A 26,879-nucleotide genomic window follows, 5' to 3' on the forward strand; every position below is an offset into this window, starting at 1 on the left:
GCCCGTTCGTTGCCGGTCGTCACCACAGCCTACGTACCGGACCGATCGGATCGGTCGCGACGTCACGCCGTGGTTTCGGGTCACATGCCGGCGAGGCCGATGAATTCGTGTACCGATCGGACGCTGCCGGCGCCGTCGCCGACGGCGGCGGCGATGCGCTTCATCGATCCGGCGCGCATGTCGCCGACCGCGAAGATGCCCGGCACGCTGGTCTCGAACGGGAGGGGGCCGCGGCCCAGGGTGTCCCACATGTCTTCCGCGGTGCCGGGGCCGAGCGCGATGTCGGTGAGAACGAATCCGTCGGAATCGAGGCGGATATCGGCGAGCCAGGAGGTCTCCGGGTCGGCGCCGATGAAACAGAACAGGCCGGAACACGGGAGCCGCAGGGGTTCGGGTGCGTTCTTGCTGGACACGGTGACCGATTCCAGCCGATCGTCGCCGTGCAGTGCGGTGACCTCGGTGCCGAGCCGGATGTCGATCGCGGGGTTGGCCTCGATGCGGTGGGCGAGATAGCTCGACATCCCGGCGGACAGATCTCCCGATCGGATCACGAGGGTGACCATGCACCCGCGGCCGGCCAGGAACAGCGCGGCCTGTCCGGCCGAGTTCGCGCCGCCGATCACCGCCACCGGGGTGCAGGAGCAGGTGCGGGCCTCGATTTCGGTGGCCGCGTAATAGATTCCGCGCCCTTCGAAGTCCGTCCAGCGCGGCAGATCCAGCGCCCGGTACTTCACCCCTCCGGCGAGAATGACCGCCCGCGAGTAGGCGACAGCGCCGTCGGACAGCGTCACCTCGAACAGCGCACCGGTGCGTCGCACCGAGACGACCCGGCACGGACTGTTCAGCGAGGCGCCGAACTTCTGCGCCTGCACCATGGCCCGGCCGGTGAGGTCCGCGCCGCTGATGCCGTGCTCGAATCCGAGATAGTTCTCGATGCGGGAGCTGGAACTGGCCTGCCCGCCGACCCCGACCGCGTCGAACACGACCGTGCGCAGCCCTTCGGAGGCGGCGTAGACGGCTGCGGCCAACCCTGCGGGCCCGGCCCCCACGATGATCAGATCCGTTGCGGCCGAATCGGGTTCGGATTCGGCCGAATACGCGAGGCCGAGGGCCGCGGCGACCTGCGCCGGATTCGCGCCGGTGATCACCCCGGTCGGCGTCACCGCCGCGGGCAGCCGTTCGCCGGTGACGCCGATCGTCCGCGCGAGCGCCGCGCCCGCGGCGCTGTCGATGTCGAACCAGGTATAGGCGATGCGCGCGTGCGCGGCCCAGGACCGCAATGCCAGCGACTCGCGTGACAGTTCGCTGCCGAGCATGCGCACACTGAGCGCGGCGGCGCCGGACTGGAGTTCGCTACGGCGGGCGAGAAATGCGGTGAGGATGAGGTCCGACAGTTCGGTGTCCTCGTCCATCAGCCGGCGGAAGGCGGCCGGGTCGATCCGGATGATGGAGCCTGCCGCGGTGACACGTGCGGTCAGATACGTCGACTGCCCGGTGAGCAGGTTCAGCTCGCCCAGGAACTGACCCGGCGTGCACGAAACCACCAGTGCCTCGGGCAGATCCGTAGTCGCCACTCGCACGATCTCCGCGGCGGCGGTGGTCAACACGATGAAGTCGTAGGTCCGCTGCCCGGTCCCGTACAGCACCGCGCCCGGCTGCACGACCTCGACGCTGCCGTATCCGCGCACCCGCTCGAGTTGTGCATCGGACAGGACGGGGAAGCGGTCGGCTTCGGGATCGTGCGCGGGCGCGGCAGGGGTCACTGGGTCGACCCGTCGGTGTCGCCGAGGAAGTCGCCGACGTCGGCGGCGAATGCCCGGGCGTGCTGGAAGAGGAATCCGTGCGCCGAATCGGGATAGATCTTGATGCGCGCCTGCGGAATCAGCCCGGCGAGCAGATACGAGAAGTGGGGCAGGATCATCGGGTCGCTGTCGCCGTTGGCGACGAACACCGGATGCGTGATCGCGCTGACCCGCTGCAGCGCCGCGTGATCGGGAATGCCCCACTCGCACACGGCGTCGTACTGCGCCTGCCGGGTCTCCCAGGAGGTGGGCTGGTCGGCGTCGGTGGTGCGGCCGTAGATGCGGCCGAGGGTTTCCTCACCCGCTTTCCGGCTGGCGGGGGAGGAGGTGAAGAAGACATCGAGATATCCCTTCGGTGCGGTCTGGAGTGTGCCCACCGCACCGATCACCTCGGGAGCCCACCCGTGCATTCCCGCGCCGCCGCGTGGCGCCGAGGACGCCAGGACGAGCTTGCGCACCAGGTCGGGCCGGATCAGGGCGATCTCCTGGGCGACGAAGCTGCCGATCGAGAAGCCGAGGATATCCGCCTGCGGGATATCGAGGGCCGCGAGGAAAGCGATGGCGTCGCGGGCCATCTCGGTGATCGTGGCGGGAGTCGTGCCGGTGGTGGCGCCCACGCCCGTGTTGTCGAACGCGATGACGCGCCGCCTGGCGGCGAGGGCGTCGACCAGCGTCGGGTCCCAGTTCTCCAGGTTGCCGCGAAAGTGCTGCAGCAACACCAGTGGCACTGTGCCGCTCCCGATTTCGCGATAGGCGTAGTCGATGCCATTGCCCGCGCGCACCACCTTGTTGGGGGCGGCCGCGTAGCTGAGCACGGTGGAGGTCATGTCGCTTCCCTTCGCAGGACTGTCGGTCAGCGGGCCGTTGCCGATCGGTCGGACCAGGTTGCCATTTCCCAGCACGACGATCACTCACCTATTCGCGTGACGGCAAGCTGTGCAGGGTGTTCGCAAGCTGGACCCGGGACTGGATGCCGAGCTTGGTGAACGCCGAACGCAGATGGGTGCCGATGGTGTTGACCGAGATGCCGAGCTCGGCGGCCGCGGATTTATTGGTGTGCCCCGCGCCGATCAGTGCCGCGACCCGGCGTTCCGAGGGGGTGAGCGAGGCCCAGCCGTCCGTCGAGTGATGCAGTGTGACAAGCCATTTGGAACGACGAGCACCGGCAGCCCGCATCACGTTCTGGATCTCGGCGGTCTTGGCCAGGGCATGCATGGTGTGGAATTCGTCCCACGCGCGGTCCAGTTCGGCCAGGCCGCGGCTGCGGTCACCGGCGGCGAGGAGGGCCCGCCCGTAGGATTCTGCTCCGCAGGCCCGCAGCAGGGGACGCGGGCTGCGGGCCAGTACCTGTGCGGAACGGCCGATGAGGTCCAGATCGCCACTGTCGCGGCCGCGCAGGTTCGACGCCATGCCCTCGAAACTGGCGACCCCCGGATTCCGGCTCGCCGCCACTTCCGCGACCGCTGTTGCCAGAGCAGTGAATTCGTGATCCATGGCGGTGTCGCCGATCTTGAAGAACAGGCCCGTCCAGCACGGCCACAGTGGCCAGTAGCCGTTGCACACACCGGCCCCGTCCAGGACGGGCCGCCAGGTGGCCATGGCGTTCTCGAACTCACCGCGGGCGGCGGCGAGCCAGCCGCGCATGACCCCGACCACGGGCTTGCGGGTGTGGTCGCCGCCTCGAACGATCTCGTCGGTGGTCCGGATGTGCTGGTCCGCGCGCTCGATGTCGCCCTGCAACAACGCCACCGCGACGCTCACCATGGCGGCGTCGCAGGCCTGCTCGGTGTTGCCGAGGGTGCGGCCGAGGTCGATGAGCGCGCGGGCTGCGGCATCTGCCTCGTGGAGGCGTCCGAGATTGAAGTGCAGCCACATTTCGCTGCCACACAAGGCCGGCAGGATGGCTTCGGTCGCGCAGTGGTCGGTGCGGGCCTGATCGAGCAGTGCCTGTGCGTGGTCGTAGCGGTCGAGGAACTGCAGCTCGATGATCTCCTCGGCCAGGTAGGAGACCCCGCCGAGAGCGCGGAGCTCGCGGAAATGGCCCAGTGCCGTGAGGTGGCGGGCATCGTTCTTCGCGGCCTCACCGGCGGCCTGCAGCGCCAGGCCGAGCGCCTCGCGGTCGTCGACCGTACGGGCCAGGTCGAGTGCGGCCTCGCTGACGCGGATGGCGGCGGGCCCGCGGGCGATGCGGGTGTTGGCCAGGGCAGCGGCGGCGCGCAGGCGGGCGGTGACCGTGGGCTCGAGGGTTCGGGTGCCGAGGACCCGCTCGGTGCGCGCGACAAGATCGCTGATGCGACCGCTCAGCCACAGTGCCTGGGCCACTTGGGTTTCCACTTCAGCGGCATGGGTGTTGTCGTCCAGGCGAGCGAGGATCAGGTCGGCCACGGTGATGGCCTCGGTGGAACGCTGGGTACGGCAGAGCACCGACAGGCACCGTTTGCTGAGGTCGAGCCATGCGGTCTGGTCGGGGCGAACGGTCCGGAAGGCGAGCGCCGCCAGTTCTCCGGCCTCCTCGGGGTGGGTAGCCACCAGGGATTCGGCGACCTGAACCATGGTCGTGGCGCAGGGCAGATCGCCCGGACCGATCGCTTCCCGCGCGTGCGTGGCGGCGAAGAGTTCTTCGGAGGCTGCGAGGTAGTAGACGGCGCAGCTGCGATGCAGCCGTCGAGCGTGTGCGGCCGGAATACCGGCGCACACCGCGGCACGCACCAGGTCATGCCGGCAGTCCACACGCTCGCCCTCGGCGCGCAGCAATCCCGACTCCAAGGCGCCGGAAATGGCCTGTGGGAGCTGCTGTTCGGAGCTCGCGGTACCGATCCTGCCGAGGTCGGACACCGGAACCGCACGGCCTGCGATGGCGACGGTCTGCACGAGATCCCGCGCGGCGGCGCTGAGCTGTGCCAGCCCGGCGGCAATGGCCGCCGTGAATTCCACCGATACGGTGTCGGAGTCGTCGCGGGCGGTGGCTCGTGCGACATTGTCGATGATCTGGACGGCCAATGTGGGATTGCCATCGATGGCATCGAGGTATCCGCGCAGCCGCTGGTCGGGCAGGCGGCCCAGCCGATCCTGCGCGATCATGACCAGGTCCGGCAGCGCCAGCGGGCCCAGCCGAATCTGCTCGACGGCGGCGAGTCCGTGTCCGGGGAGATCGGCTTCCACATCGTCATCGCGGGTTGTCAGCACCCACACGACGGGCAGTCCGACCAGGCGTGGAATCAGTCTCCGCAGCAGGAACTGGCTGATCCGATCGGCGCGGTCCACATCGTCGACGGCGAGCAACAGTGGATCGGTGGCGGCGCGGTTCTCGAGCGCGGAGGCGACGGCTTCGACCAGGAGGAGCGGTTCTGCCGAGTGCGCGACGATGCCCGCATAGTCGGCGATGGCCAGCAAGGGATCTCGTCCGGAACGTAGCAGCCCCAGCACCGGCGCACCCGGCTGGACCTGCTCCGCGATGTCGCAGCGACCGGTCGCGACACGCATACCGGTCCGCTCGGCCTGGCGGCATATCTCCGACAGCAGTGCCGTCTTGCCGAGCCCGGCGGCGCCGGTGATCCAGATGATCGCGCCGGTGCCGTGCCTGCTCGCGCCTCGCAGCACCGCCAGCGCACGCCGCATCGGTTCGCTCCGGCCTCGCAACGGCTCGGAATGCAACGGACACCGCCTTTCCCCGCAGCCACCCTGGAATACCCATTCTGCGCGGCCGCTCGAGCTCCGGCATCGCTAATTCGACCAATCCGTGTTCGACGGGGCGGCTCGCCTCACCTGTTTGCGGTAGAGACGCCCCGACCCGCTCGCTCGATACTGGGGCGACGATCCGTGTGGACCATGCAGGCTGTCGTATGGCTTCATGCGCGGCTGGACCGAGGAGGAGGCATGCACGACGCGCATGGCGCGTCCGCGTCGCAGCCTGCCGGGGCGGGACCGCAGCTGGGCTGGCAGCGTAGTGGCCGCGGCGCGCATTCGACGGTGTTCCTTCACGGCTGGCCACAGACGTCCCACGCGTGGCGCCGGGTGCTTCCACTGCTGGACGAACTCTGTTCCGCGGTGGCCCTGGATCTGCCGGGAGTGGGCCGATCCACGCCCCAACCGCATGCGTTCGACAAGGTTACGATGGCCGCGAATGTGCATGCCGCGCTGGAGGATCTGGGCCTGGGCCGGGTGCTCCTGGTCGGGCACGACATGGGTGCACTGGTCGGCTATGCCTTCGCCCGACGGTATCCCGCCGCCGTCCGGGGACTGGTCAGTGTCGATACGGCGCTGCCCGGCATCGCCGGATGGGAGGACGTCACCCGCTCGCCGGCCTACTGGCATCTCGGCTTCCACAGCGACAGCTGCTGCGGCCGTTTCACCGCCCAGCGGCTGGTCCAGGGGAACGAGCGTGAGTACTTCCGCCGATTCATCGACCGCTTCGCCGCGCACCCGGAGGCGATCGGCGACACCGACATCGCCACCTACGCGTCGGGCTATCAGGGTGCCGATCGTCTTACCGCTGGGTTCAAGATGTTTCGTGCGCTACCACTCGATATCGCCGACAATCAGCACGCCACCGAGGCGCTCGAGGTGCCGATCCTGCTCGCGTTCAGCGAGTTCTCCCACGCGACCGTCACCGACACCGTCGCGCAAGGGCTCCATGACGTCGGAGTCGCGGACGTCCGCACCGCCATGATCCCCGATGCCGGGCATTGGCCGGCCGAGGAACAACCGGCGTCGCTGGCCCGAGCCATCACCGAGTTCGTCGAATCGATCGACTCCATCGATGAAAAACGGTGAGCATCAACGAAAGAGAGTGCCGCGCTACCCGGACGGCAGCGCGGCAACCGAACCAATGCTGATCGGACTGGCATTCAGCGATATCGAGATCATCCGTGCCGACAGCTGAACCTCCGGTGGTGAGGTCGATCAGCTCTGGAAGATCAGTTCTGGAATTGCGAATAGGCGGCGGCGAACAATGTGTAGGGGTTCCCGTAACCGGGGAAGAGACCGGTCATCTCGTCGATAACCTCTTGCGCGGACGACAGTTTGGCGACAGCCCGGTCGAATGCCTCGATGTAGGAACGGGATTGCGCGATTTGCCGTTCGGCGTCGTCGTCGGGCGCGCCGGGATCCTTGTGCCCGGCGATGATCGTGGCGGGGTGCAGGTCGGCGATCTTGTCGATGGTCGCCAGCCATGTCCGGCGGCTGTCGGGCGTCGAATTCCACAGCCACATATGGATGTTGTTGTACACGGCGTCGCCGGAGCAGACGGTGTCCAATTCGGGGATATGGACCACCGTGTTGAGGACGCCGTCGGCGCCCCCGACTTCGACCAACCGCACCGGGTGGTCGTCCAAGGTCAGGGTTTCCGATTCCACCGGCTGCGGGAGTGCCGGGGTCCGGTCGAACCGGTCACCGAACCACGCGACCCAGTTCTGCTGCACCTCGGGTCCGAGGTTGTAGCGCGCTTCCTCGATGACGGTGGTGTTCAGAGCCAGCAGCCGGGCCTGCGGGAAAGCCTCGAGGACCGGGCCCGCGCCGAAGAAGTGATCGCCGTGACCATGGGTGATGACGATGCTGGTCAGGTTCTTGCCGGATTCGCCGATCCAGGCGGCGAGGCGGCGGCCTTCTTCGACCGTCATGAGCGCGTCGACCAGGATGGCGTCGCGCGCACCGGAGATCAGCGTGGCGGTCGACGCGGGCCAGGTGGCCGCGGTGTCCGGATCCCATCCCGGTCCACCGTTGATCGGCAGGTATCCGGTGTTGAAGACGTCGATCGTGAGAGACATGGCAATTGCTTTCGCTCGCAAGGGGCAATCGGTGGTCTGGACGACCCGGTAGCCGGATCACGGCTCGAGTATCCGGAGTCGGTTCCGGACGCTCCATCACCCGAATATGTGACCCTGCCGCAGGGCACTGATGTTGGTTCGAGAGTGGGCAGATCGAACGCAAGCTACGATTGACCAAGCAATTGCTTGGTAGAGGGAGAAGTAGTGAGCGATGACTTCCGGGGACGTGACGGCGCCGCGCTGGTCGCGGGTGGTACCGGTGGGATAGGTGCCGCGGTGGTCCGCGTGCTGGCGCACCGGGGCAGCGATATCGGACTCACCTATCGCGCGAATCGAGACGCGGCCGAGTTGCTGACGAAGGACGTCGAGCGGGTCGGACGCTCCTGCCGCGCCTGGGCGCTGGATCTCACCGATCCGAGTGCGGTCGCGGATGTCGTCGCGCAGTTCGAACAGCGATTCGGCAGTCTGCACACCGTGGTCTACGCCGCCGGACCCCACGTCCCGATGGTTCATCTGAGCAGCGTGTCGCCGGAGCAGTACCGGGAGCAGTTGACTTCCGACGCCGCCGCGTTCTTCAACCTGATGCACGCCACCTTGCCGCTACTGCGCCGGTCGCAGGGCTCCGTCGTCGCGGTGACCACCGCCGCAACCCGACGCTATCCCGTCCGGGATGGCCTTTCCGCGGGCACCAAGGGGGCAGTGGAAGCCGTTGCGCGCGGCCTGGCGGCCGAAGAAGGTCGCTACGGCATCCGCGTCAACTGCGTCGGTCCGGGCATGCTGACCGACGGCATGGCCGAACGCCTCATCGATTCCGGAGATCTCGACCAAACCGCGCTCGAGGTCGCCCGCCGTAATATTCCATTGCGCCGCTTCGGGAATGCGGACGACATCGCGGAAGCAGTCGCATTCCTCGCATCGGACCGAGCGGACTTCATCTCCGGCCAAACACTGGACGTCGACGGCGGCTACACGGTCTGACCGACTTCGCCGACCGACCGCTGGTTCGCTGACTGTGACGACTATCGGCCCGATTGCAGCCGACCCGGCTGAGCGTTCATTCATCCGCCGGGATGCCGAGGCGGGCGAGTTCGGTCCGGACGGTAGCGATGACGTCGGGGAGTGCGGCGGCGACCGGGGTGGAGAGGCCGACACCGAGGTCGAGGCGGTGAGCTTCGACGGCGATGACGACGAGTTCGGCGGGGACGCGGCCGAGGGCGCGGCCCAGGGGGAGAGCGTCGGGGATGCCCATGGCGTGGGAGCTGGCGGCGTGGGTGAGGCCGCGCAGGGCATCGACGGTGGTGCGCCAGACCCGGCCGGGGGTGGAAGGTTCACAGAGGACGGCATCGACCACGATCGCCAGCTCCGCGTCGGCCCAGAGATCCAGCAGACGCGTCGGCTCGCCGTCGCTCGATGCCACGAGAACGCCGGGCAGGCCCAGCCTTTCGAGTTCCGTGGCCACGGCGGGGCCGATGCCGTCGTCGTGCCGGTACTCGTTGCCGACGCCGATGACGACGGCTCGCGGACCGCTCATCGGCGCACCACGTCGAGCTCGAGGAAGTGGGCCGAGCAGGAGATGCACGGATCGTAGTTGCGGATGGTGCGTTCGCACAGGGTGGTCAGCGCCGCATCGTCCAGGTCGAGGTGCTCGGACACCATGTGGCGAAGATCGTCCTCGATGACAGCCTGGTTCTGGGAGGTCGGCGGAATGATGGTGGCCGTCCGGATGGAACCCGCGTCGTCGATTTCGTAACGGTGATAGAGCAATCCGCGCGGGGCCTCGCTGATGCCGTGGCCGACGCCCGGCTGTGGCGCGCAGGGCGCCGCGGGGTGCGCGGGCGGCTCGTAGTCGGCAATGAGGCGTAGCGCCTCATCGATGGCGTACACCACCTCGACGGTGCGAACCACGATGCTGCGGAAGGGATTACGGCACTCCGGACCGAGCCCGGCCGCAGCGGCGACCTCGCGGGCAACCGGGGAGAGACGCCGGGAGTTGAGGCTGTATCGAGCCAGGGGACCGGTCAGATAGCGTCGCCCGTCCAATCGCGCGTGCAGCGCGGTGGAATGCGGAACCTGTTCCTCGACCACGTGCTCGCCGAATTCACTTGCGGGGAAGTCGAGTCCGGTGCTGGTCGACACGGTGCCGTCCTCGATGGCGTAATGGTCCGGTGCGGTGGCCGCGAGTAGATCGTGGTCGAGCTCCAGATCCGGGAAGTCGAATTGCGCCACCCGGCAGGCGGTTTCGATCGCGTAGTCCTGGGCCCGGCGCAGCTGTTCGGCGACCGGTGCCAGATCGGCGCGGCCGGGCACCGAGTAGAAACCGCCGACCCGGACATTGATCGGGTGGATGGCACGGCCACCGAGCAGTTCGAGCAGCGTATTGCCCGCCTTCTTGATGGCCAGCCCGTGCTCGACCAGTTCGCGATGGTCGGCGGCCAGGGCGATGGCGTCCGGGTAGCCGAGGAAGTCCGGCAGGTGCAGCAGGTGAATGTGCAGGGTATGACTCGAGATCCACTCGCCGCAGTAGAGCAGCCGGCGCAGCGTGGTCAGCGGCGGCTCCAGTGCGACGCCGCATATCCGTTCGAGCGCGTTGCAGGCGCTGGTCTGATACGCCACCGGGCAGATGCCGCAGATCCGGGCCGTGATATCGGGTGGCTCGGTGTACGCCCGGCCGCGCAGGAAGGCCTCGAAGAAGCGCGGCGGTTCGTAGATATCGAGCTCTGCCCGCTCCACCCGGCCGTCCTCGACGACAACCCGCAGCGCGCCCTCGCCCTCCACGCGTGCCAGCGAGCTGACCCGCAACTGCCTACTGCGATGGCTCATCCCGGCTCCTCTCGGCGAAGTCCGGCGCGGCGACCGCGACCGTGCTGAACACTCGGTCGATATCGGCGGTATCCATGCCGTTGATCCGCAGGATCGGCAGCAGCGCACCGATATTGGGCCGTTCCATCGGGCCGAAGCAGCCGTAGCAGCCGCGATGGTAGGACGGGCACAGGGCGCCGCATCCCGCCTGGGTGACCGGGCCGAGACAGGGAATGCCGTCGGCGACCATCACACAGGTATTGCCGCGGCGCTTGCATTCGGTGCAGACGCTGGTGTTCGGCAGGTCGGGTTTGCGCCCGGCCAGCAGCGCGCACAGGGTTTCCAGCAGTTGGTGCCGGTCGATCGGGCAGCCGCGCAGCTCGTAGTCCACCGGCACATGCGCTGCGATCGGCGTTGCGGTGTCCAGCGTCGAAATGTATTGCGGGCTGGCATATACCACCGACGCGAATTCGGTGATGTCGGCGAAGTTGCGCAGCGCCTGGATGCCGCCGTGACTGGCGCAGGCGCCGATCGTCACGAGAATCCGTGACTGCGCGCGGATCTCGAGGATGCGGCGCTGCTCGTCGGGCGTGCTGACCGAACCCTCGACCAGCGAGACGTCATAGGGCCCGGGCTCGACCGTGCTGCTCGCCTCGATGAAATGAGCGATGCGGACCCGGCCCGCCAGCGCGAGCAGTTCGTCCTCGCAATCCAGCAGGGTGAGCTGGCAGCCGTCGCAGGAGGTGAACTTCCAGACCGCGAGAGTGGGTGTCGTCATCAGAGCTCCCGTACCGAAAGCAGGGGTTCGGCCACCGCGTAGTCCACGACCGGGCCGTCACGGCACAGCAGCAGCGGACCGAGCTGGCAATGGCCACAGCGGGCGACACCGCATTGCATATTGCGTTCCAGGGTGACCCGGATATCGGTGGGCGGGACGCCCTTGCGCAGCAGGGCGTTCGCGCAGAACCGCATCATCGGTTCGGGACCGCAGAGGAATGCCGTGGTGTTGCCCGGATCGACGACCAGTTTCGCGAGCGGTTCGGTGACGAAGCCGATCGGTCCCGTCCAGCCGGGACCCGGATGGTCGACGGTCTGGTGCAGTTCGAGCAGGCCGTCGCGAGCCCAGATCTGCTGGTCGTCCCGGAAGAGGATGTCATCGGGTGTGCGAGCACCGGTGATCAGGACGATCCTCCGAAATTCGGTGCGCCGCGCGAGCGCTTCCAGCACGACCGGCCGCAGCGGCGCCAGCCCGGCTCCGCCGCCGACGATCACCAGATCGCGCCCGGCGGCGGAGCCGAGATCCCAACCGGTCCCGAACGGTCCGCGCACTCCGATCGTCGCGCCGACCGGAGCGTCGTGCAGGGCCGCGCTCACCGCCCCGACCGAGCGGATGGTGTGCTCCAGGAAATCGACTGCGACACAGGGATTTCCACTGACCGAGATGGCGACCTCGCCCACGCCGAAGCGGTAGAGCATCATGAACTGCCCGGCCCGGAACCGTTGCGCGGCAGCGTCGATCGGGGCGAGCACCAGGGTCGCGGTATCGCTGGTCTGCAGGATGCGGCGTGCCACCCGATACGGGAGCATGGTATCCGCGGACGCGCCGGCGCGGGCCTCGGCGATCATCGGCCGTCACCTGACGTGCCCAGGCGTATCGGTGTGGCGGTACAGGTTTCGGTGGGATTGCGGTAGAGATCCAGTAACCGGGCGCGGGTGGCCTGCAATCGTTCGAGGAGCGCCTCGAACAGCAGCAGCGTCAGTGCATGGCCGAAACTCGGGTCGGCGTCGGCGAATTCGGTCAGCCGAGTCGAATCGAATTCGATCGCTTGCACGGGTTCGGCGGTAATCGCGCCGAAATGCCATCGGTACGGCGGAACCAGCCACGACCAGCCGAGCAGATCGCCAGGGCCGAGCGTCTGCACCACGACATCGCCACGCCCCGGCACCCCGGCGTCCAGCACCACCCGTCCCTCGTGAATGAGCCAGCAGCGGTCGGCCCGTTGGCCTTCCACGATCAGGCGCTGCCCGGCCGGATAGTGCACCGCATGCCCGGCCCGGGCCAGCGTTTCCAGCTTCGCGCGGTCGAGTGCTGCCAGCGAGGCGAACGCGGACAGTTCCTCAGCGGTGACCATCGCCGGCCTCCTCGCGCAGTTCGACGAGCCGGCCCATCTCAGCGGTCAGATCGATACCGGCCGGGCACCATGCGATGCAGCGTCCGCAGCCCACACAGCCGGAGCTGCCGAACTGGTCGTACCACGTGCCGAGTTTGTGGCTGAGCCACTGCCGATACCGGCTCTCGCCCGACTGCCGGACGCTGCCGCCGTGCACATGGGAGAAATCCAATTCGAAGCACGACGCCCAGCGCTCCCAGCGTTCGGCATGGTCGCCGGCGAGATCGGTGACGTCCTCGGTAGTGGTGCAGAAGCAGGTGGGGCAGACCATGGTGCAGTTGCCACAGGTCAGGCAGCGGCTCGCCACGTCCTCCCACTGCGGTGATTCGTGGGATTCGCGAATCACCGTGCGCAGGTCCGCATCCGGCATGCTGCGGCCCATGCGACCCGCTGCGGCCGCCACCTCGGCGCGGGCGTCCGTGATCTCGGCCTGGGTCGCCGGGTGTGAGCGGAGCTCGGCGAGTATGCGTTCGCCCGCCGCACTGCCCACCTCGACCAGGAACCGATGCCCGCTGTCGTCGATGCGTTCGGTGAGCGCGAGATCGTATCCGGCCGAGACGCCCGGCCCGGTGCCCATCGACGCGCAGAAACACACCCCGCCCGGCTCGGTGCAATTCACGCCGACGATGAACAGACCGGCGCAGCGGGCCGCGAAAGCCGAGTCCGGGTACGCATCTCCACCGAGCACCCGCTCCAGAATGCGGATGGCGGCCATATCGCAGCCGCGCACACCGAGGAATGCGGCGGGGCGATTCGGTTGCGGTGGCTGCGACGACGGCTCGGTCGCCGGTGTCGGCGTCGGACCATCTCCGGCCGCTACGAGATTCAGGTCGGCGTCGAGTCGTGCGATCAGGCGGTGCGGTGGATGCAGGAACTGCTTCCACGATCCCGGCCCGGCCGAATGCGCGAAGACCGCCTGGTCGGTGCGGCGATATACGCGATACCGGCCCGGCTCGGTGTGCACGCCCCACCCGGCGGGCAGTGCGGCCGGCGTGTCGAGTTCGTCGAGGATGATCGCGTCGTCGCGCGTCGTCGGGCCGATGACCCGATATCCGTTCTCCCGCAACACCACGACGAGCCGGTCCAGCCCGTCGCGGTCGATCGTCACGGTGTCGCCGATGGTCACGGAAGCCTCCGTTCTCGCGCGTCGTTCGATTCCAGTCTGGGCGGCGCGGCGCGCCCGCCAACAGCGTCGAAGGTCCTCGGCACGGGGCCGGAGTGCCCGGGTCGGAAAGTCAGTGGCGAGATCGGTCAGCCCCGGCTGTCCGCATCGGAGCGGGAGGCGGGTACGTGCTGCATCGACGAGTACCGTGCGGCGGCGATCTCCTCCTGGGCGCGCAGTTCCGCGCTGGTCCGCACATACGCGTCGGGGCCCGGAAAGGTCAAGGCCCGATGCCCGGTGTCGGTCCAGTGCACGAGATACGGCGGTGCGCCGTCCGTGCCGTGCACCTCTTCGATGAGACCGCGACGGACCACGCCTCCGACCGCGCGTCCTTCGACGATCAGCCAGTCCCCTGGTTGTGCTCGCATCGAACGACCTCCTTATCCGCGGCCGGAAACTCGTGTCTGGAATCTCCATCGTGGTAATGCCATGCGATCCCCGGGTAGGGCCGGAAGTCCCCGCACAGGACCTGGCTGCCCGCATGATGAACTACGCGACCACGAATCGGCCGGTAGCGCACCTGTGCCCATCCGGAACCGATACCCGGCCTCCGGGCCGCTCACGCCGGCCCCTCCGGCTCGGCCGTCGTCGTGGGCAACCGGGCGATGAACCAGTCCCGCGCGAGCTCCGCGGCCTTACGCAGGGTGCCCGGTTCCTCGAACAGATGGGTCGCGCCGGGCACCTCGGCCAGCGCGGTCTCACATGACATTGCCGCGGCCGCCTGGCGATTCAGATCCATGACCAGGTAGTCGTGACCGCCCACGATCAGCAGAGTCGGCGCCCGTACCGCCGACAGTGCGTGGCCGGTCAGATCGGGTCGCCCGCCGCGAGACACCACCGCCCGCACGTGCACGCGCGGATCGGCTGCGGCGCGCAGGGCGGCGGCGGCACCGGTACTCGCCCCGAAATACCCGATCGGCAGCCCCGCCGCGTGTTCCTGTCCGCTCAACCAGTCGGTGACCGCCACCAGCCGCCGGGCCAGCAGGTCGATGTCGAACACGTTGGCGCGGTTGATTTCCTCGGCCGTGGTGAGCAGGTCGAACAGCAGCGTGCCGAGTCGGGCCTGCTGCAAGACCTCGGCGACGTAGCGGTTGCGCGGGCTGTGGCGTCCGCTGCCGCTACCGTGCGCGAACACCACCACACCGATCGGATGCTCTGGAATGGTGAGACACCCTGACAGCATGGCTTCCCCGGCCCGCACACACACCTCGCCGTCGCGCAGCGGCGGATCCGCGACCGGTCCCGGCTGTGGCCGCGGATCCGGGGCGGCAGCGCGAGCCAACAGACGGCCCGCCTCGGCACGATCCTCGAAGACCATCGAAACCTCCTTGAGGCAGGTACTTCCATCTTCACAGCCACCGACCGCCACCGGCAGAACCGGTTGTCGCCGGCCGGGAGAGTCGTTGGTCCCACGACACCCTCCGAGACATTGGATTGCTGATAGCGGGGTGCCGTTCCGGCGGACCGTCCGTGCCGCCGTGCTGCGACTCTCCGGAGCACCCGAAGCGCCGACCGAAGGCATGGCGTCAGCCCTCGGTATCGGTGACTTTCGGCCGTCACCAACGGCCACCCACCGGGACATGCTGAACAGTACGAAGCTGCGAATCCCGAGGAAGGAATGGCGATGTCGAGCACGCATCCCGATACCGAGACCATCCGCGCGGCACTGGCCCTGGCCGTGCGCGCCCCGTCGGTGCACAACACGCAACCCTGGCAGTGGCGTATCGGGGAGAGCACCCTGCATCTGTACGCCGACGACACCCGCTGGCTGAAGCACACCGACCCCGACCGCCGCGAGCTGGTGCTCAGCTGCGGCGCCGCGCTGCATCACCTGCGGGTGGCGATCGGCGCGGTCGGATGGGAGACGATCGTGCATCGGCTCCCGAATCGCGCGGATCCGCGACATCTGGCCGCGATCGAATTTCACTCCGGGGTCACCGATCCCACCACGGTGCAGCTGGCGCAGGCCATCGCTCGACGCCGCAGCGACCGGCGGCATTTCACCTCCTGGGAGGTGCCCGCCGTGCACGCGGACAAGGTCATCGACGCCGCCCGCGTCGTGGGCGTGGAAATTCGCGACGTCGACGCCCTCGAGGCGCGTGGGACACTGGCGCAGGCCTTCGAACAAGCGTCGGCGAGCCACACCCAAGACCCGGACTACATCGCGGAATTGCATGCCTGGAGCGGCCACCATGCCGCACCATCCGGCGTCCCCGCCCGCAACGCCGTGGTCCCCACGGACCCGACGGTACGTCCGTTCTCCGATCCTCGGCTCCCCGAAGCCGTGGTTCGCGACACCGACGAATTCTCGCGAATGCTGTTGCTCAGCACCGGGTCCGACGATCCCCTGGCGTGGCTGCGCGCCGGCGAATCCACCAGCGCCGCCCTGCTGACCGCGACTGTCCGCGGCCTGGCCACCTGTGCTCTCACCGAACCTCTGGAGCTGCCGGCCATCCGGGAACAAATCCGCACGAACATCCTCGGCGGCTTCGGCCACCCGCAAGTGATCATCCGAATGGGCTGGGCGGCAACCAGCGCCGACCCGGTCCCGGCCAGCCCGCGCCTCGCGCTGGACGATGTGGTTCACCCGCTGCAACCGGTCGACTCGGCCGACCGATAGCACTGCCCACGCCAGGATGGTCGGTCTGCGTGATGCCACCGACTCGGCTGTCGGCCGAGCGGCCACGCAACCTCGCCGTGACCATTGTGGGATCGACGCGGTCGAATCCTGTGTCCGTGTGGCCGTCAGGGATGAATCGGAATGATGTGCGGTGCGTGCAGATTCAGACCCTGCGCGATGGAATCCGAAAAGGTGCTGATAGCGGTCCAATCCCGCAGGTCGCCGTAGCGACCGCCGCCGAGGAGGCGGTAGAGGACGCGTGCGCCGAGGGAAACGCCGACGCGCTCGTAGTGCCCCGCAAAGGCCTGATATTCGCGCGAACTGATCGAGTCACGCACGGCGGCAATGCGTTTCGGCACCATGCGGTCGATCCGATGTCCGATCGGTCCGCGCAGCGCCGGTTCGATGCCGACACTGAAGAGCCAGACCGGCCGAGCGCTGAGTTCGTTGCGGTGGGATGCCACGTACTCCGCGACGGTGGGCAGCAGGGCCATATCGTGCACCGCGCTGCCGATGGCCACGGCGTCGAAACGCGACAGGTCCGGTGCGTGCTCGGCGTCGGCGACCTCGACGGTCGCACCCCGGGCGGCGAGATCGTTGCCGATGTATTCGGCGATCTCCCGGGGCGACCCTGAGCCGAAGCGAAAACGATGCTGACTGCAGGTTTGCGATTCTCCATGTGCCGAGCGTGCGCCCCGCGTGACGGTTCCGAAGAGAGGACTCGTGCCCGGCCGGAGGGGCCGATGGTTACCGGCCGGGCGGCCCGACACGGAAGCCCCGCTTCTTCTGGATCTTGGAAGCCTCATCGGACGGTCGAAGCAGGCATTTGTTGCGGCAACCTCTGCTTGGTGGGATTGGCCGTGGGCTAGCGTCGGGGGAGTGGAGCTGCAGCGGATTCATCATGTCGCGATCATTGCGTCGGACTTTGAGAGATCGAAGGCGTTTTATACCGAGATTCTCGGGTTGCGGGTGATTGCGGAGAACTATCGGGCCGAAAGGTGTTCGTACAAGCTGGATCTCGCGTTGCCCGATGGTGGGCAGGTGGAGTTGTTCTCGTTTCCGGAGCCGCCGGCGCGACCGTCGAGACCCGAGGCTGCTGGGTTGCGGCATCTGGCGTTCCTGGTAGCGGATGTGGGAAAGGCGGTCACCGAGTTGCGGGGTAGGGGAGTGGCGGTGGAAGAGGTGCGGGTTGATGAGTACACGGGGAAGCGGTTCGTATTCTTCGCTGATCCGGACGGCCTGCCGCTCGAGCTGTACGAAGCCTGAGGTCAGGGCCTCCGTCGGAGGCTTTCTATATTGAACATCAAAAAATGGAAATATGCGCATCTAAGCATGTTGCTCCGTTTCGAGCAGACTCCGGCGCTCACCACTGCGCAAACCCGCCAGACCACACCCATCGCCACCCAACCTCGAAGAGGGGAAGGGCTATTCGATGCCGCTCGGTCGCTGGGTTGGGGGCTCCCATACGATGGTCCGCATGACCAAAGTGCTCCTGAAGACCTCCGCCGGGGACATCACCCTGGAACTGGACGAGGCCAAGGCACCCAAGACCGTCGCCAACTTCGTCGACTACGTCAAGGCGGGCCACTACGCGGACACCGTCTTCCACCGGGTGATCCCGAACTTCATGATCCAGGGCGGCGGCCTGACCGCCGACATGCAGCAGAAGGCTGCCAAGCAGACTGTCGAGAACGAGGCTGCCAACGGCCTCAAGAACGACAAGTACACCGTCGCCATGGCGCGCACCTCGGCCCCGCACTCGGCCAGCGCGCAGTTCTTCATCAACACCAGCAACAACGCCTTCCTGAACTACCCGGGCCAGGACGGCTTCGGCTACGCCGTGTTCGGCAAGGTCGTCGACGGCACCGCCGTCGTGGACGCCATCGAGGGTGTGCGCACCGGCAACAAGGCCGGCCACCAGGATGTGCCGGTCGAGCCGATCACCATCCTGTCCGCCGAACTGGTCTGATCAGTCCCTGCGGCAACTGGACAAACGGCCCGGAACCGAATGGTTCCGGGCCGTTGTCGTTGGCGCGTAGTGGTTTTCGGGTCAGGCGTCGAGGACGCGCGCTTCGCGTTTGACGACGGGCGGGAGCACGGACCAGGGGAAGTTGATCCACTTGTCGGTGCGTTTCCACACGTATTCGCAGTCGACCTCGGAATGCGGCTTCTGGTAGATGACCGCGCAGCGCACCTCGGCGACGTGGTGGGAGCAGAAGTCGCGCACGAGTTTCAGGGTCTTGCCGGTGTCGGCGACGTCGTCGGCGACCAGGACGGTCGCGCCGGTGAGGTCGACGGCGCTGGGGACGGGCGGCAGCATGACCGGCATGTCGAGGCGCTGATCGACGCCGGTGTAGAACTCCACGTTCATGACGTGGAGGTTCTTGACGTCGAGGGCGTAGCCGAGGGCGCCGGCGACGAAGAGCCCGCCGCGGGCGATCGACAGGATGAGGTCGGGTTCGAAGCCGTCGTCGGCGATGGCCTGGGATAGTTCGCGGCTGGCGTCCCCGAACAGTTCCCAGCTCAGTTCCTCGCGATCGCTCATGCCCGACTCCGTTCTGCCCGCTGCGGTGGTCTTCGGATCATACGAGCCGGGTTGCCGGTCGTTGCCCGGTCCGGCGCCGTTCTGCTCACGGATGGTGGGTGAGGGTGTACCAGAGCAGGGCGAGGGTGCCGAGGGCGAACAGGGGCACCAGCACCATGGTCTCGATCTTGTTGCCGGTGCGGTCGATGATCGGGACGCGCGTGCGGATCTTCAGCGGCCACAGCAGCCGGCAGCCGCGGTCGGTGAGGCAGTCGCCGACGAGGTGGGCGAGGGCGCCGAGTCCGACGGAGAAGGGCAGCCACGTGGGTTTGTCGCTGATCCAGTGGTCGATGGCGAAGGTGCCGCAGACGGCGAGGATGACGACGGTGCCCCAGGATTTGAGTCCGTCGCCGGTGGGTGCGAGACCGAGCGCCTTGATGGCGAGGGCGAGCAGGAAGAACACCAGCGAGAGCGTGAAGTAGCGGCCGAGCAGGTGTTCGCCGGCCCAGGTGCCGTAGGTGACGGCGGCGACGAAGGCGAAGGAGTGGGTGCCGTGGCGGTGCCCGCCGGAGATCCACGAGATGAACTTGCACGCGTAGTGCGAGATCGGCCCCAGTACATGGGAAATGGTGCCGGAGGGGTGATCGGCGTCGGGCAGCAGCGCGGCGCCCGCGGTGAGGAAGGTGCCCATCACCAGATCGACGGAGCCGATGGCCCCGGATTGCACTGCGGGATAGGTCAAGACGGTGAACGGTAGCGCCGCGGCCGCCGCCGACCAGGCGAGCGCGCCGCTGGTCGCATGTGAATGTCCTAGCACCGCTTGAAGGTTAGCGGATGTAACCGACAGGTCTTTCCGGCTGCGTGGTGCGGTGAGGGACCTTGCTGGGCAGCGGATTCCGGTACCGCGAGGCAAATATGTTTCAGGACAGTCGGTTTGGTGTTGGGAGTGCTCTCCCGGTCACATTCGGGTGGCCCGTGTGCGGCCGGTCGGCGGCCTGAAATAGTCTCGGATCGATTGCGCTTTCCGCTCAGAGAGGAACGGACATGTCGGTAGCGTCCGCGGTGAAGGATCAGATCCAGACGATCGGTGGGGGATTCATGTTCTCCCGGGAAGCCCGAGCCTTCGCCGACAGCACCGGTGTCCCCGGCTTCATGCCCGGCTACACCCGCGGTCGCGCCGGCGTTCTGGGTGATGTGGATGCCGATGTGGTGACCGCGGCCTTCGGCTTCTTCCGTCCCGAGGCGATCCGGGAGGCGTGGGAGGCCACGGCCTCGATGCCGGCCGCGGCAGCAGCGCAGGGATATCTGACGGCGTGCCAGGACTTCGGCCGCCGGAAGCTGGCCTCCTTCGAGGACTCCGGGCGCCTGGCCGAGCTGCTCCAGCGGGTGGTGGCGGCCGCGGATCCGGTGGGCACGCCGCTGTTCGCGGGCTGGCGTGCGCTGCCGCAGGCCGAGGACGGGCCGGGCCTGGTGCTGCAGCTGATCCATGTGCTGCGGGAATTGCGTGGCGGCCTGCACCTGATCGGCGTGCTGGGTAGTGGCCTGACCCCGTTGCAGGCGGTGCTGATCGCGGGCTCCCCGCTGAAGCCGGGTCCGGATCAGGCCCGCAATTTCGGCTGGCCGGAGCCGTTCGACGAGATCACCGCGGAGCTGAAGGGCCGCTGGATGCAGGCGGAGTCGATCACCGAGGATCTGATCGCACCGGCGTTCGCGGTCCTCGACGACAAGGAGGGCGAGGAGCTGGTGACGCTGCTGAACGCCTGCCAGCTGGCCGTGTTCGGCGACCGCTGACCCGCCGCCCGGGTGGGCCGGTGAGCCCACCCGGGAATCCGCTTCAGCGGTGCAGGAATTCGAGGGTGACGCGTTCGAAGGCCTCCTTGGCCTCGTACATGACCCAGTGTCCGCACTTGGGGAACACGTGCAGTTCGGCGTTGGGGATCTGCCGCAGCGGGATGAGCGCCATATCGGTGGGGCATTGGCGGTCGTCGGCGCCCCAGGTCATGAGCACCGGGCTTTTGATCTTGTGCAGCATGGACCAGTAGGGCGGGGTGGGGGAGTTCTCCAGGAACTGTTGTTGCAGCGCAAGTGCTTCGGACCCGTACATGGCCCTGAGACTGGCCTGCGCGGCGGGTTCGGTGGCCGCGGTCCAGCGTTCCTCGATGAGGCTGTCGGTGATCATCTTGGGGTCGTAGATCATGCAGCGCAGCCAGCGCTCCAGGCCCTCGCGGCTGGGTTGGTCGGCGAATTCCGACAGCAGCCGGGTGCCCTCGCTGGGGTTGGCGGCGAGCAGGCTGTGGCCGACACCGCCGATGGCGACGATCTTCTCGACCCGCTGCGGATGGTGCACGGCGACATTCACCGCGACGACGCCGCCCATGGAGTTGCCGATCATGGCGGCGGAGTCGATGTGCAACGCATCCATGAACCGGACGACGGAGTCGACGGCGGTGAGGACCGGGTGCCCGGGGACCGGATCGCTGACGCCGAAGCCCGGGAATTCCAGGACGTAGCAGTGGAAATGGTCGGCGTAGAAGCCGAGGTTGCCGCGGAAGTTGCGCCAGCCGTTGACGCCGATTCCGGAGCCGTGCAGCAGAATCAGAGGAGGACCGTCGCCGGCCTCGTGGTAGCGCAGGACGCCTTTGTCGGTGGCGATTTCGCGTCGGGTGCTCTCATAGGTGACATCCACGCCACCCACAGTAGAACAGGTTTCAGTTTGGAGGCCGATGGCCGAGTTCGGAATCCCGGTGGGCGAGGTGACCGTCGCCGACGGAGGAGTCGCGACCGCACTCGAAGCGCGCGGACACGATCTGTCCGACGCGCTGTGGTCGGCGCGACTGCTCGTCGACGCGCCCGACGAGATCCGAGCCGTGCACACCGCGTTCTTCCGGGCGGGCGCGGTCATCGCGACCACCGCGAGCTACCAGGCCTCGTTCGAGGGATTCGCGGCGCGCGGCATCGATCGAGAACAGACCGCCCGATTGCTGCGGCGCAGTGTCGCGCTCGCGCGTACGGCACGAGACGAGATCGACGACGGCCGTGAGCGCTGGATCGCCGCCTCGATCGGCCCCTACGGTGCGGCCCTGGCCGACGGTTCCGAATACCGCGGCCGCTACGGGCTTTCCCTGGCCGAGCTGAAGCGCTGGCACCTGCCGCGGCTGGAAGTGCTCGCCGATTCCGGGGCGGATGTGCTTGCGCTGGAGACGATTCCGGATATCGACGAGGCGGAGGCGCTGGCCGGACTGCTCGATGGCAGTGGCGTGCCCGCCTGGCTCAGCTACACCATCGACGGCACCCTGACCCGGGCCGGGCAGCCGCTGCGGGACGCGTTCGCGATCGCCGCCGCGGTTCCGGAGATCGTGGCCGTAGGGGTGAACTGCTGTGCGCCGGACGATGTCGCGGCGGCGATCGCCCTGGCCCGGGGGGTGACGGGGAAACCGGTGATCGTCTACCCGAACAGCGGGGAGAAATGGGACGCCGGGCAACGGTGCTGGACGGGGGAGGCGCGGTTCCCGGCCGGCCTGGCGGAGGAGTGGGCGGGGCTGGGTGCGGCCATCGTCGGTGGATGCTGCCGGGTGCTGCCCGCCGATATCGAGCGGCTGGCCGCGGTCGTCGCCGCAGGCTAGGCGGCAGACGCCCGGGTCTGCCCAATGATGAAATGTTCGCATGCAGACATGTGCATGTCCGAACGTTGTTCGAATTTAAGGAACAAACACAAAAGCGGCCAGGACGGGGCAGCGCCGGCTCCCGGCGTATTCGCAGCATCTAGGACCCTGCTTCACAGCGCCCTCACAGTGCCGGTTCGCATGCTGAGGTTCGAGCCCATACCGGGAGCGCCCCGGTGATCCGAGCGAACAGGAATCAGCATGCCGTCACATCCGAGCCTGCGGGCCGGGCGTACCGCGACCGCGACCCTGCTCGCGGTGACCGCGGCGGGCACGCTCACCGCGACCGCGCTGGCCTACGCCGACAACCACGGCAGTCTCCAGAGCGGCGGCAGCGTAACCCAATCCGCCACCCCCGACGCCACGGCGACCTCCGACGGCACCCCGGCGAACGTCACCACCGACCCCACCCCGGCGCTGCGCTCGGGTACCGGTCGCGTCCACGCCCGATCGAGCGGCTCGTGACCGCCGCCCCCGACCGCACGGCCTCGGCCGAATGGCCGGTATGGAGCACCACCGCGCGCGTGGTCGTCACCGACCCGGCGGCGCTGCGCCCGGCGCGCACCCTGATCCGCGCCCACCTCGCCGAGGTCGACGCCGCCTGCAGCCGGTTCCGCCCGGACTCCGAGATCATCCGCCTGGCGCGGAGCGCCGGGCAACCGGTGCGCATCAGTGCACTGCTCGCCGGACATCTGCATGCCGCCCTCGGAGCGGCCCGCGACACCGACGGTGATCTCGACCCCACGATCGGTACCTCGCTCATTGCCCTGGGCTATGACCGTGACTTCACGTTGCTGCTGCCGGGCTCGACCGCGCGGGCGGCCGAGGACCGTCCGGATGCGGCAGCTCGGAAGCCCGACTCGCGCACCGGGATCCGTGACCTCGCGGACGCGGGCACCAGCCACGAAGTGGGTCGGTCCATACGGGGTAGCCAGACCCGGCGTCCTTCCGCGCCGGCAATCGCGCCGCTGGAAGGTCACCATGAGGAAGGCGGTGTGGCAAGGGAGGCGACATCTGCGGAGCGGGTCACCAACGGTGAGGCCGGAGTCGATCGCCGCGGTGAGGCCGGAGTCGGCGGGCGTGGCCGAGGGCCTGCTGGGCTGGCGGTACCCGTGGCGCTCACGGTGCGCCCGGACTGGACGCATGTCAGGTTGGATGGCGATCTGCTGAGTGTGCCCGCGGGGGTGCTGCTCGATCTGGGCGCGACGGCGAAGGCGCTTGCCGCCGACCATTGCGCGCAGGTGGTCGCCGATCGGCTCGGCTGTGGTGTGCTGGTGAGCCTGGGCGGTGACATCGCCACCGCGGGCCCCGGCCCGGCGGGCGGCTGGCAGGTGCTGGTCGAGGATCGCCCCGGTGAACCTCGTTCCCGCATAGCCCTTCCCGCAGGCGCGGCACTGGCCACCTCGAGCACGCTGCGCCGCCGCTGGTGGCGGGGCGGCAGTCTGGTGCACCATATCGTCGACCCGCGCACCGGCCTCGCCGCGGATCCGGTGTGGCGGACGGTATCGGTCGCTGCCGGGTCCTGCCTGGCTGCCAATACCGCCGGGACGGCGGCTGTCATTCGTGGCCGTGACGCGCTGACGGGTTTGCGTGGCAAGGGTTTTCCGTCGCGGCTGGTGAGTCGCGACGGTGAGGTCATCACCTTGTGCGGGTGGCCGCAGGCCGCGTCGGGTGACGACGAGCCCGGAACTCGGGAGAACGGAATCGAATCATGAACCGACGGAACCGAATCGTGAACTGGCCGGCGCGGGCGTCCCGGGGCGGTGAATGCTGATGGGGCAGGCGGGGTTCGACGCGGCGTTGTGGGCGTTCGGGCGGGGGACCGGTGTCACGGCGCTGGTGGTGCTGACGGTGGCGGTGGTGGCCGGGATTGTCGCACGGTCGGGGCGGGTCGTCGTGTTGCCGCGGGCCGGGATGGCGGTGTTTCACCGGGGCGCGGCGTTGACCGCGGTCGGGTTGGTGGCCGTGCATGTGGCGAGTCTGCTGGCCGATCCGTGGGCGCAGTTGCGGCTGGTGGATGTGGTGGTGCCGTTCGGCGGGGTGTATCGGCCGGTGTGGGTCGGGTTCGGGACGGCGGCGGCGGATCTGCTCGCCGCGGTGACGGTGTCGGGTCTGCTGAGGCATCGGATCGGCCCGAATGCGTTTCGTGCCGTGCACTGGGCGACGTACGTGCTGTGGCCGGTGGCGGTGATCCATGCGCTCGGGGCCGGGACCGACGCGTTCCGGCCGTGGCTGGTGGCAGTGCTGTTGGCCTGCGCGGTCGCGGTGGTGGCCGCGGCGGGCTGGCGGATCAGCCGGGGATTCAGCGAGATCGGTGTGGCGGCGGGGCAGGTGGCCCGATGACCGGTGTCGAATCTGGGGGTCGCCGCGCGGTGGCGGTGCGCCGGCTGCTGGCCGCGCCGACGGTTGACCTGGCCGCTCACGAGGCCACGCATGGCCGGTTGCCCATTGTCACACGGAAATTGATCGATGCGGTGGCGGCCTCGGGGCTGCGCGGGCGCGGCGGCGCGGGGTTCCCGGTGGCGCGCAAGCTGGCTGCGGTGGCCGGTGGGCGTCGCCCGATCGTGGTCGCCAATGGTGCGGAGGGGGAGCCCGACAGCCGTAAGGATGCCGTATTGCTCACTCGCGCACCGCATCTGGTGCTGGACGGCCTGGTCGCGGCGGCGGCCGCGGTCGGGAGCCGGGACTGCCGGGTCTATGCCTCGGAGGCGGTGCTGGAACCGCTGCGCCGGGCACTGGTGGAACGGCGGATGGTGGGGTACCGCGAACCGGCGATCGAACTGACCGCAGCCGCTGAGACTTTCTTGGCGGGGGAGAAGTCGGCGGTCGTGAATCGTCTGTCCGGACGCGCGGCACTCCCGGCCGATCAGGTGGTCTCCACGTCCCGCTTGGGTGTGGGTGGTCGCCCGACGCTGGTCCACAATGTCGAGACGCTGGCCCAGTTGGCTTTGATCGCCCGGCACGGCCCGTCGTGGTTCCGTTCGGTCGGTGCCGGGGATGAGCCGGGCACGATGCTGATCAGCTTGTCGGGCACCAGAATCGCCGGTGTTTTCGAGGTTGCGGCCGGTGCCGAGCTGCCGGAGGTGGTCGCCGGTCTGGGCGGCACCGACCCGGCCCGGGTGCGCGCGGTGCTGGTCGGCGGCTGGCATGGCACCTGGATCTCCGGGTCGGCCCTGCCCGGAGCCGCGTTGTCGGCGCAGGGTTTACGGCATCTGCGTGCCGCCCCGGGCGCCGGGGTGGTGCGGGTGCTGCCGCACGGTGAGTGCGGGTTGGGTGTCACCGCCGAGATCACCGCGTATCTCGCCGCACAGAGTGCCGGGCAGTGCGGTCCGTGTCGCCATGGGTTGCCCACCCTCGCAACCCGATTCGGGCAGCTGGTCGACGGCGTCGGCGATCCCGCCGAGCTCGCCCGGGTGGCCCGGCTGGTCGAGGGCAGGGGAGCCTGCCACCACCCCGACGGGACCGCGCGACTGGTGCGGTCCGCGCTGGAGGTGTTCGCCGACGAGGTGGCTCGGCATCGGCACGGCCACTGTGTAGCGGCTGCGCCGGCCCGGACAGGAGACTGCGATGAGTGAACCGCTTCGCCTGCACATCGATTGGACCCGCTGCGACGGCCGGGGTGTGTGTAGTGAACTGCTGCCCGGCACCTTCGCCCGCGACGACTGGGGATTCCCGCTGACCCGCGATCACCGCGACCCGGTGCTGGAGCACGCGGATCTGCCCGCCGCACGGGATGCGGTGCGGCTGTGCCCGCGCCTCGCTCTACGGTTGCTGCCGCTGGCATGATCGGGGGTCGACAGCGTCGGAAGGGGCAAGCATGGCGACGATGGGCCGAATTCAGCGGCTGCGCAGTCTCATCGAGCATCCGCGCACCGGGCAGGCGGAGCGGGCGGCCGCGCAACGCATGCTGGACCGGTTGCTGGGCAAGACCGGCGGGGGAGCGCACCGGACCGCAGACCGCACCTACGGCGCGCGCCACGATCGTCCCGGACGGCACGCGAGCCTGTCCCGGATTGCCGACATGATCGGCGAAGACATCGCCCTGGCCCGCATCCTCACCCTGCCCGACGGCGAGGGCGGCCTCGCCACCCGCAGCGCCCTGCGCGACGCCCCCGACCAGCTCACGTATACCGTCGAAACCCCTTACGACGCAGGCATTCTCATCACGGTCGGCAACATCCCACCCGGGTGGGCCACCGGCCCCGACGGCTTCGACACTCCGGCGCTGCGCGCGCTGGTCGAGGAACTGACCGACCTGATGAACGCCTACAACCACGACGGCACCGACATCGCCCGCCGCTTCGTCGGCCGCGTCCGCATCGAGGCGTCCGCCGGCTAGCATCCCCACACGCACGATGCCCCCGGACCGGGTCG

The 26,879-nt window shown here is 68.6% G+C and carries 29 protein-coding genes and 1 pseudogene; 14 read left to right on the forward strand and 16 right to left on the reverse strand.

Going from position 1 to position 26,879, the window contains the following annotated elements:
• Nucleotides 1-80: 80 nt before the first annotated feature.
• The 3 genes from ACFXKA_RS33960 to ACFXKA_RS33970 form a co-directional block, all read right to left on the reverse strand.
• The gene (locus tag ACFXKA_RS33960; protein WP_379430425.1) at nucleotides 81-1,763 is read right to left on the reverse strand and encodes an FAD-dependent oxidoreductase; all 1,683 of its coding nucleotides are present in this window, start codon (nucleotides 1,761-1,763) and stop codon (nucleotides 81-83) included.
• Entirely contained in the window at nucleotides 1,760-2,629 is an 870-nt protein-coding gene (locus tag ACFXKA_RS33965; RefSeq protein ID WP_379430426.1) for an alpha/beta fold hydrolase, read from the reverse strand. Before ACFXKA_RS33965 ends, ACFXKA_RS33960 begins: the two co-directional genes overlap by 4 nt.
• An 88-nt stretch (nucleotides 2,630-2,717) precedes the next feature.
• Nucleotides 2,718-5,456, reverse strand: coding sequence for an AAA family ATPase (locus tag ACFXKA_RS33970; protein ID WP_379430427.1), 2,739 nt, complete (start codon nucleotides 5,454-5,456; stop codon nucleotides 2,718-2,720).
• 222 nt (nucleotides 5,457-5,678) lie between these two features.
• On the opposite strand from ACFXKA_RS33970, the gene ACFXKA_RS33975 reads away from it, so the two are divergent.
• Both ACFXKA_RS33975 and ACFXKA_RS33980 read left to right on the forward strand, forming a co-directional pair.
• Nucleotides 5,679-6,575 (forward strand): alpha/beta fold hydrolase, encoded by an 897-nt coding sequence (locus tag ACFXKA_RS33975; RefSeq protein WP_379430428.1) that lies wholly within the window; start codon nucleotides 5,679-5,681, stop codon nucleotides 6,573-6,575.
• Nucleotides 6,562-6,684, forward strand: coding sequence for a hypothetical protein (locus ACFXKA_RS33980; RefSeq protein ID WP_379430429.1), 123 nt, complete (start codon nucleotides 6,562-6,564; stop codon nucleotides 6,682-6,684). The genes ACFXKA_RS33975 and ACFXKA_RS33980 overlap by 14 nt, the downstream gene beginning before the upstream one ends.
• Before the next feature lie 34 nt (nucleotides 6,685-6,718).
• Here the strand turns inward: ACFXKA_RS33980 and ACFXKA_RS33985 are convergent, their stop codons facing one another.
• Nucleotides 6,719-7,567, reverse strand: a complete 849-nt coding sequence (locus tag ACFXKA_RS33985; protein ID WP_379430430.1) for an MBL fold metallo-hydrolase — start codon at nucleotides 7,565-7,567, stop codon at nucleotides 6,719-6,721.
• A 204-nt stretch (nucleotides 7,568-7,771) separates the two neighbouring features.
• Between ACFXKA_RS33985 and ACFXKA_RS33990 the strand changes: the two genes are divergently transcribed.
• Nucleotides 7,772-8,545, forward strand: a complete 774-nt coding sequence (locus ACFXKA_RS33990) for an SDR family NAD(P)-dependent oxidoreductase (RefSeq protein WP_379430431.1) — start codon at nucleotides 7,772-7,774, stop codon at nucleotides 8,543-8,545.
• Between the two features lie 76 nt (nucleotides 8,546-8,621).
• Here the strand turns inward: ACFXKA_RS33990 and ACFXKA_RS33995 are convergent, their stop codons facing one another.
• From ACFXKA_RS33995 to ACFXKA_RS34030, 8 genes and pseudogenes are all read right to left on the reverse strand, one after another.
• Nucleotides 8,622-9,098, reverse strand: coding sequence for a hydrogenase maturation protease (locus ACFXKA_RS33995; RefSeq protein WP_379430432.1), 477 nt, complete (start codon nucleotides 9,096-9,098; stop codon nucleotides 8,622-8,624).
• A complete protein-coding gene (locus ACFXKA_RS34000; protein ID WP_379430433.1) occupies nucleotides 9,095-10,387 on the reverse strand; it encodes a Ni/Fe hydrogenase subunit alpha in 1,293 nt (430 codons plus the stop codon). The genes ACFXKA_RS33995 and ACFXKA_RS34000 overlap by 4 nt, the downstream gene beginning before the upstream one ends.
• The gene (locus tag ACFXKA_RS34005; protein WP_379430434.1) at nucleotides 10,371-11,144 is read right to left on the reverse strand and encodes an oxidoreductase; all 774 of its coding nucleotides are present in this window, start codon (nucleotides 11,142-11,144) and stop codon (nucleotides 10,371-10,373) included. The genes ACFXKA_RS34000 and ACFXKA_RS34005 overlap by 17 nt, the downstream gene beginning before the upstream one ends.
• The gene (locus ACFXKA_RS34010; RefSeq protein WP_379430435.1) at nucleotides 11,144-11,992 is read right to left on the reverse strand and encodes an FAD/NAD(P)-binding protein; all 849 of its coding nucleotides are present in this window, start codon (nucleotides 11,990-11,992) and stop codon (nucleotides 11,144-11,146) included. The genes ACFXKA_RS34005 and ACFXKA_RS34010 overlap by 1 nt, the downstream gene beginning before the upstream one ends.
• Entirely contained in the window at nucleotides 11,989-12,498 is a 510-nt protein-coding gene (locus ACFXKA_RS34015; protein WP_379430436.1) for a cyclic nucleotide-binding domain-containing protein, read from the reverse strand. Before ACFXKA_RS34015 ends, ACFXKA_RS34010 begins: the two co-directional genes overlap by 4 nt.
• A complete protein-coding gene (locus ACFXKA_RS34020) occupies nucleotides 12,485-13,663 on the reverse strand; it encodes a 4Fe-4S dicluster domain-containing protein (RefSeq protein ID WP_379430437.1) in 1,179 nt (392 codons plus the stop codon). The genes ACFXKA_RS34015 and ACFXKA_RS34020 overlap by 14 nt, the downstream gene beginning before the upstream one ends.
• 125 nt (nucleotides 13,664-13,788) lie before the next feature.
• Entirely contained in the window at nucleotides 13,789-14,067 is a 279-nt protein-coding gene (locus tag ACFXKA_RS34025) for a DUF1918 domain-containing protein (protein WP_379396158.1), read from the reverse strand.
• 191 nt (nucleotides 14,068-14,258) lie between these two features.
• A pseudogene (locus ACFXKA_RS34030) lies at nucleotides 14,259-15,080 on the reverse strand (dienelactone hydrolase family protein); the annotation flags it as partial.
• A gap of 243 nt (nucleotides 15,081-15,323) precedes the next feature.
• Here ACFXKA_RS34030 and ACFXKA_RS34035 point away from each other — a divergent pair.
• On the forward strand, nucleotides 15,324-16,319 hold the full coding sequence (locus ACFXKA_RS34035) for an Acg family FMN-binding oxidoreductase (RefSeq protein WP_379430438.1): 996 nt from the start codon (nucleotides 15,324-15,326) through the stop codon (nucleotides 16,317-16,319).
• 125 nt (nucleotides 16,320-16,444) lie between these two features.
• On the opposite strand, the gene ACFXKA_RS34040 is transcribed toward ACFXKA_RS34035, so the two are convergent.
• A complete protein-coding gene (locus tag ACFXKA_RS34040; protein ID WP_379430439.1) occupies nucleotides 16,445-17,089 on the reverse strand; it encodes a flavodoxin domain-containing protein in 645 nt (214 codons plus the stop codon).
• Between the two features lie 109 nt (nucleotides 17,090-17,198).
• Here ACFXKA_RS34040 and ACFXKA_RS34045 point away from each other — a divergent pair, with 109 nt between their 5' ends.
• Complete coding sequence (locus ACFXKA_RS34045; RefSeq protein WP_379430440.1) at nucleotides 17,199-17,585, forward strand: VOC family protein; 387 nt, start codon at nucleotides 17,199-17,201, stop codon at nucleotides 17,583-17,585.
• A gap of 211 nt (nucleotides 17,586-17,796) precedes the next feature.
• Nucleotides 17,797-18,288, forward strand: coding sequence for a peptidylprolyl isomerase (locus ACFXKA_RS34050; RefSeq protein ID WP_379430441.1), 492 nt, complete (start codon nucleotides 17,797-17,799; stop codon nucleotides 18,286-18,288).
• An 81-nt stretch (nucleotides 18,289-18,369) separates the two neighbouring features.
• Here ACFXKA_RS34050 and ACFXKA_RS34055 read toward each other — a convergent pair whose 3' ends face one another.
• Together ACFXKA_RS34055 and ACFXKA_RS34060 are read right to left on the reverse strand one after the other, a co-directional pair.
• The gene (locus ACFXKA_RS34055; protein ID WP_364610181.1) at nucleotides 18,370-18,864 is read right to left on the reverse strand and encodes a phosphoribosyltransferase; all 495 of its coding nucleotides are present in this window, start codon (nucleotides 18,862-18,864) and stop codon (nucleotides 18,370-18,372) included.
• Nucleotides 18,865-18,949: 85 nt separating this feature from the next.
• Nucleotides 18,950-19,660: a metal-dependent hydrolase gene (locus tag ACFXKA_RS34060; protein ID WP_379430442.1), complete on the reverse strand. Its 711-nt coding sequence runs from the start codon at nucleotides 19,658-19,660 to the stop codon at nucleotides 18,950-18,952.
• Nucleotides 19,661-19,887: 227 nt separating this feature from the next.
• Here ACFXKA_RS34060 and ACFXKA_RS34065 point away from each other — a divergent pair, with 227 nt between their 5' ends.
• Entirely contained in the window at nucleotides 19,888-20,634 is a 747-nt protein-coding gene (locus ACFXKA_RS34065; RefSeq protein WP_354832353.1) for a hypothetical protein, read from the forward strand.
• A gap of 43 nt (nucleotides 20,635-20,677) precedes the next feature.
• Here the strand turns inward: ACFXKA_RS34065 and ACFXKA_RS34070 are convergent, their stop codons facing one another.
• The gene (locus ACFXKA_RS34070; RefSeq protein WP_379430443.1) at nucleotides 20,678-21,529 is read right to left on the reverse strand and encodes an alpha/beta fold hydrolase; all 852 of its coding nucleotides are present in this window, start codon (nucleotides 21,527-21,529) and stop codon (nucleotides 20,678-20,680) included.
• Between the two features lie 37 nt (nucleotides 21,530-21,566).
• Here ACFXKA_RS34070 and mmuM point away from each other — a divergent pair, with 37 nt between their 5' ends.
• From mmuM to ACFXKA_RS34105, 7 genes are all read left to right on the forward strand, one after another.
• Nucleotides 21,567-22,466 carry a homocysteine S-methyltransferase gene (mmuM, locus tag ACFXKA_RS34075; RefSeq protein WP_379430444.1) on the forward strand — a complete coding sequence of 300 codons (900 nt, stop codon included), beginning with the start codon at nucleotides 21,567-21,569 and terminating at the stop codon, nucleotides 22,464-22,466.
• Between the two features lie 240 nt (nucleotides 22,467-22,706).
• Entirely contained in the window at nucleotides 22,707-22,970 is a 264-nt protein-coding gene (locus ACFXKA_RS34080) for a hypothetical protein (RefSeq protein WP_379430445.1), read from the forward strand.
• Nucleotides 22,967-24,220, forward strand: a complete 1,254-nt coding sequence (locus ACFXKA_RS34085) for an FAD:protein FMN transferase (RefSeq protein ID WP_379430446.1) — start codon at nucleotides 22,967-22,969, stop codon at nucleotides 24,218-24,220. The genes ACFXKA_RS34080 and ACFXKA_RS34085 overlap by 4 nt, the downstream gene beginning before the upstream one ends.
• Before the next feature lie 58 nt (nucleotides 24,221-24,278).
• Nucleotides 24,279-24,848, forward strand: a complete 570-nt coding sequence (locus ACFXKA_RS34090) for a ferric reductase-like transmembrane domain-containing protein (RefSeq protein ID WP_379430447.1) — start codon at nucleotides 24,279-24,281, stop codon at nucleotides 24,846-24,848.
• Entirely contained in the window at nucleotides 24,845-26,080 is a 1,236-nt protein-coding gene (locus ACFXKA_RS34095) for an NADH-ubiquinone oxidoreductase-F iron-sulfur binding region domain-containing protein (protein ID WP_379430448.1), read from the forward strand. The genes ACFXKA_RS34090 and ACFXKA_RS34095 overlap by 4 nt, the downstream gene beginning before the upstream one ends.
• A complete protein-coding gene (locus tag ACFXKA_RS34100; protein ID WP_379430449.1) occupies nucleotides 26,073-26,291 on the forward strand; it encodes a ferredoxin in 219 nt (72 codons plus the stop codon). The genes ACFXKA_RS34095 and ACFXKA_RS34100 overlap by 8 nt, the downstream gene beginning before the upstream one ends.
• Nucleotides 26,292-26,322: 31 nt before the next feature.
• The gene (locus ACFXKA_RS34105; protein ID WP_379430450.1) at nucleotides 26,323-26,844 is read left to right on the forward strand and encodes a hypothetical protein; all 522 of its coding nucleotides are present in this window, start codon (nucleotides 26,323-26,325) and stop codon (nucleotides 26,842-26,844) included.
• Nucleotides 26,845-26,879: the final 35 nt, after the last annotated feature.

It is taken from the genome of Nocardia sp. NPDC059228 (assembly GCF_042754245.1).
Classification (GTDB): Bacteria; Actinomycetota; Actinomycetes; order Mycobacteriales; family Mycobacteriaceae; genus Nocardia.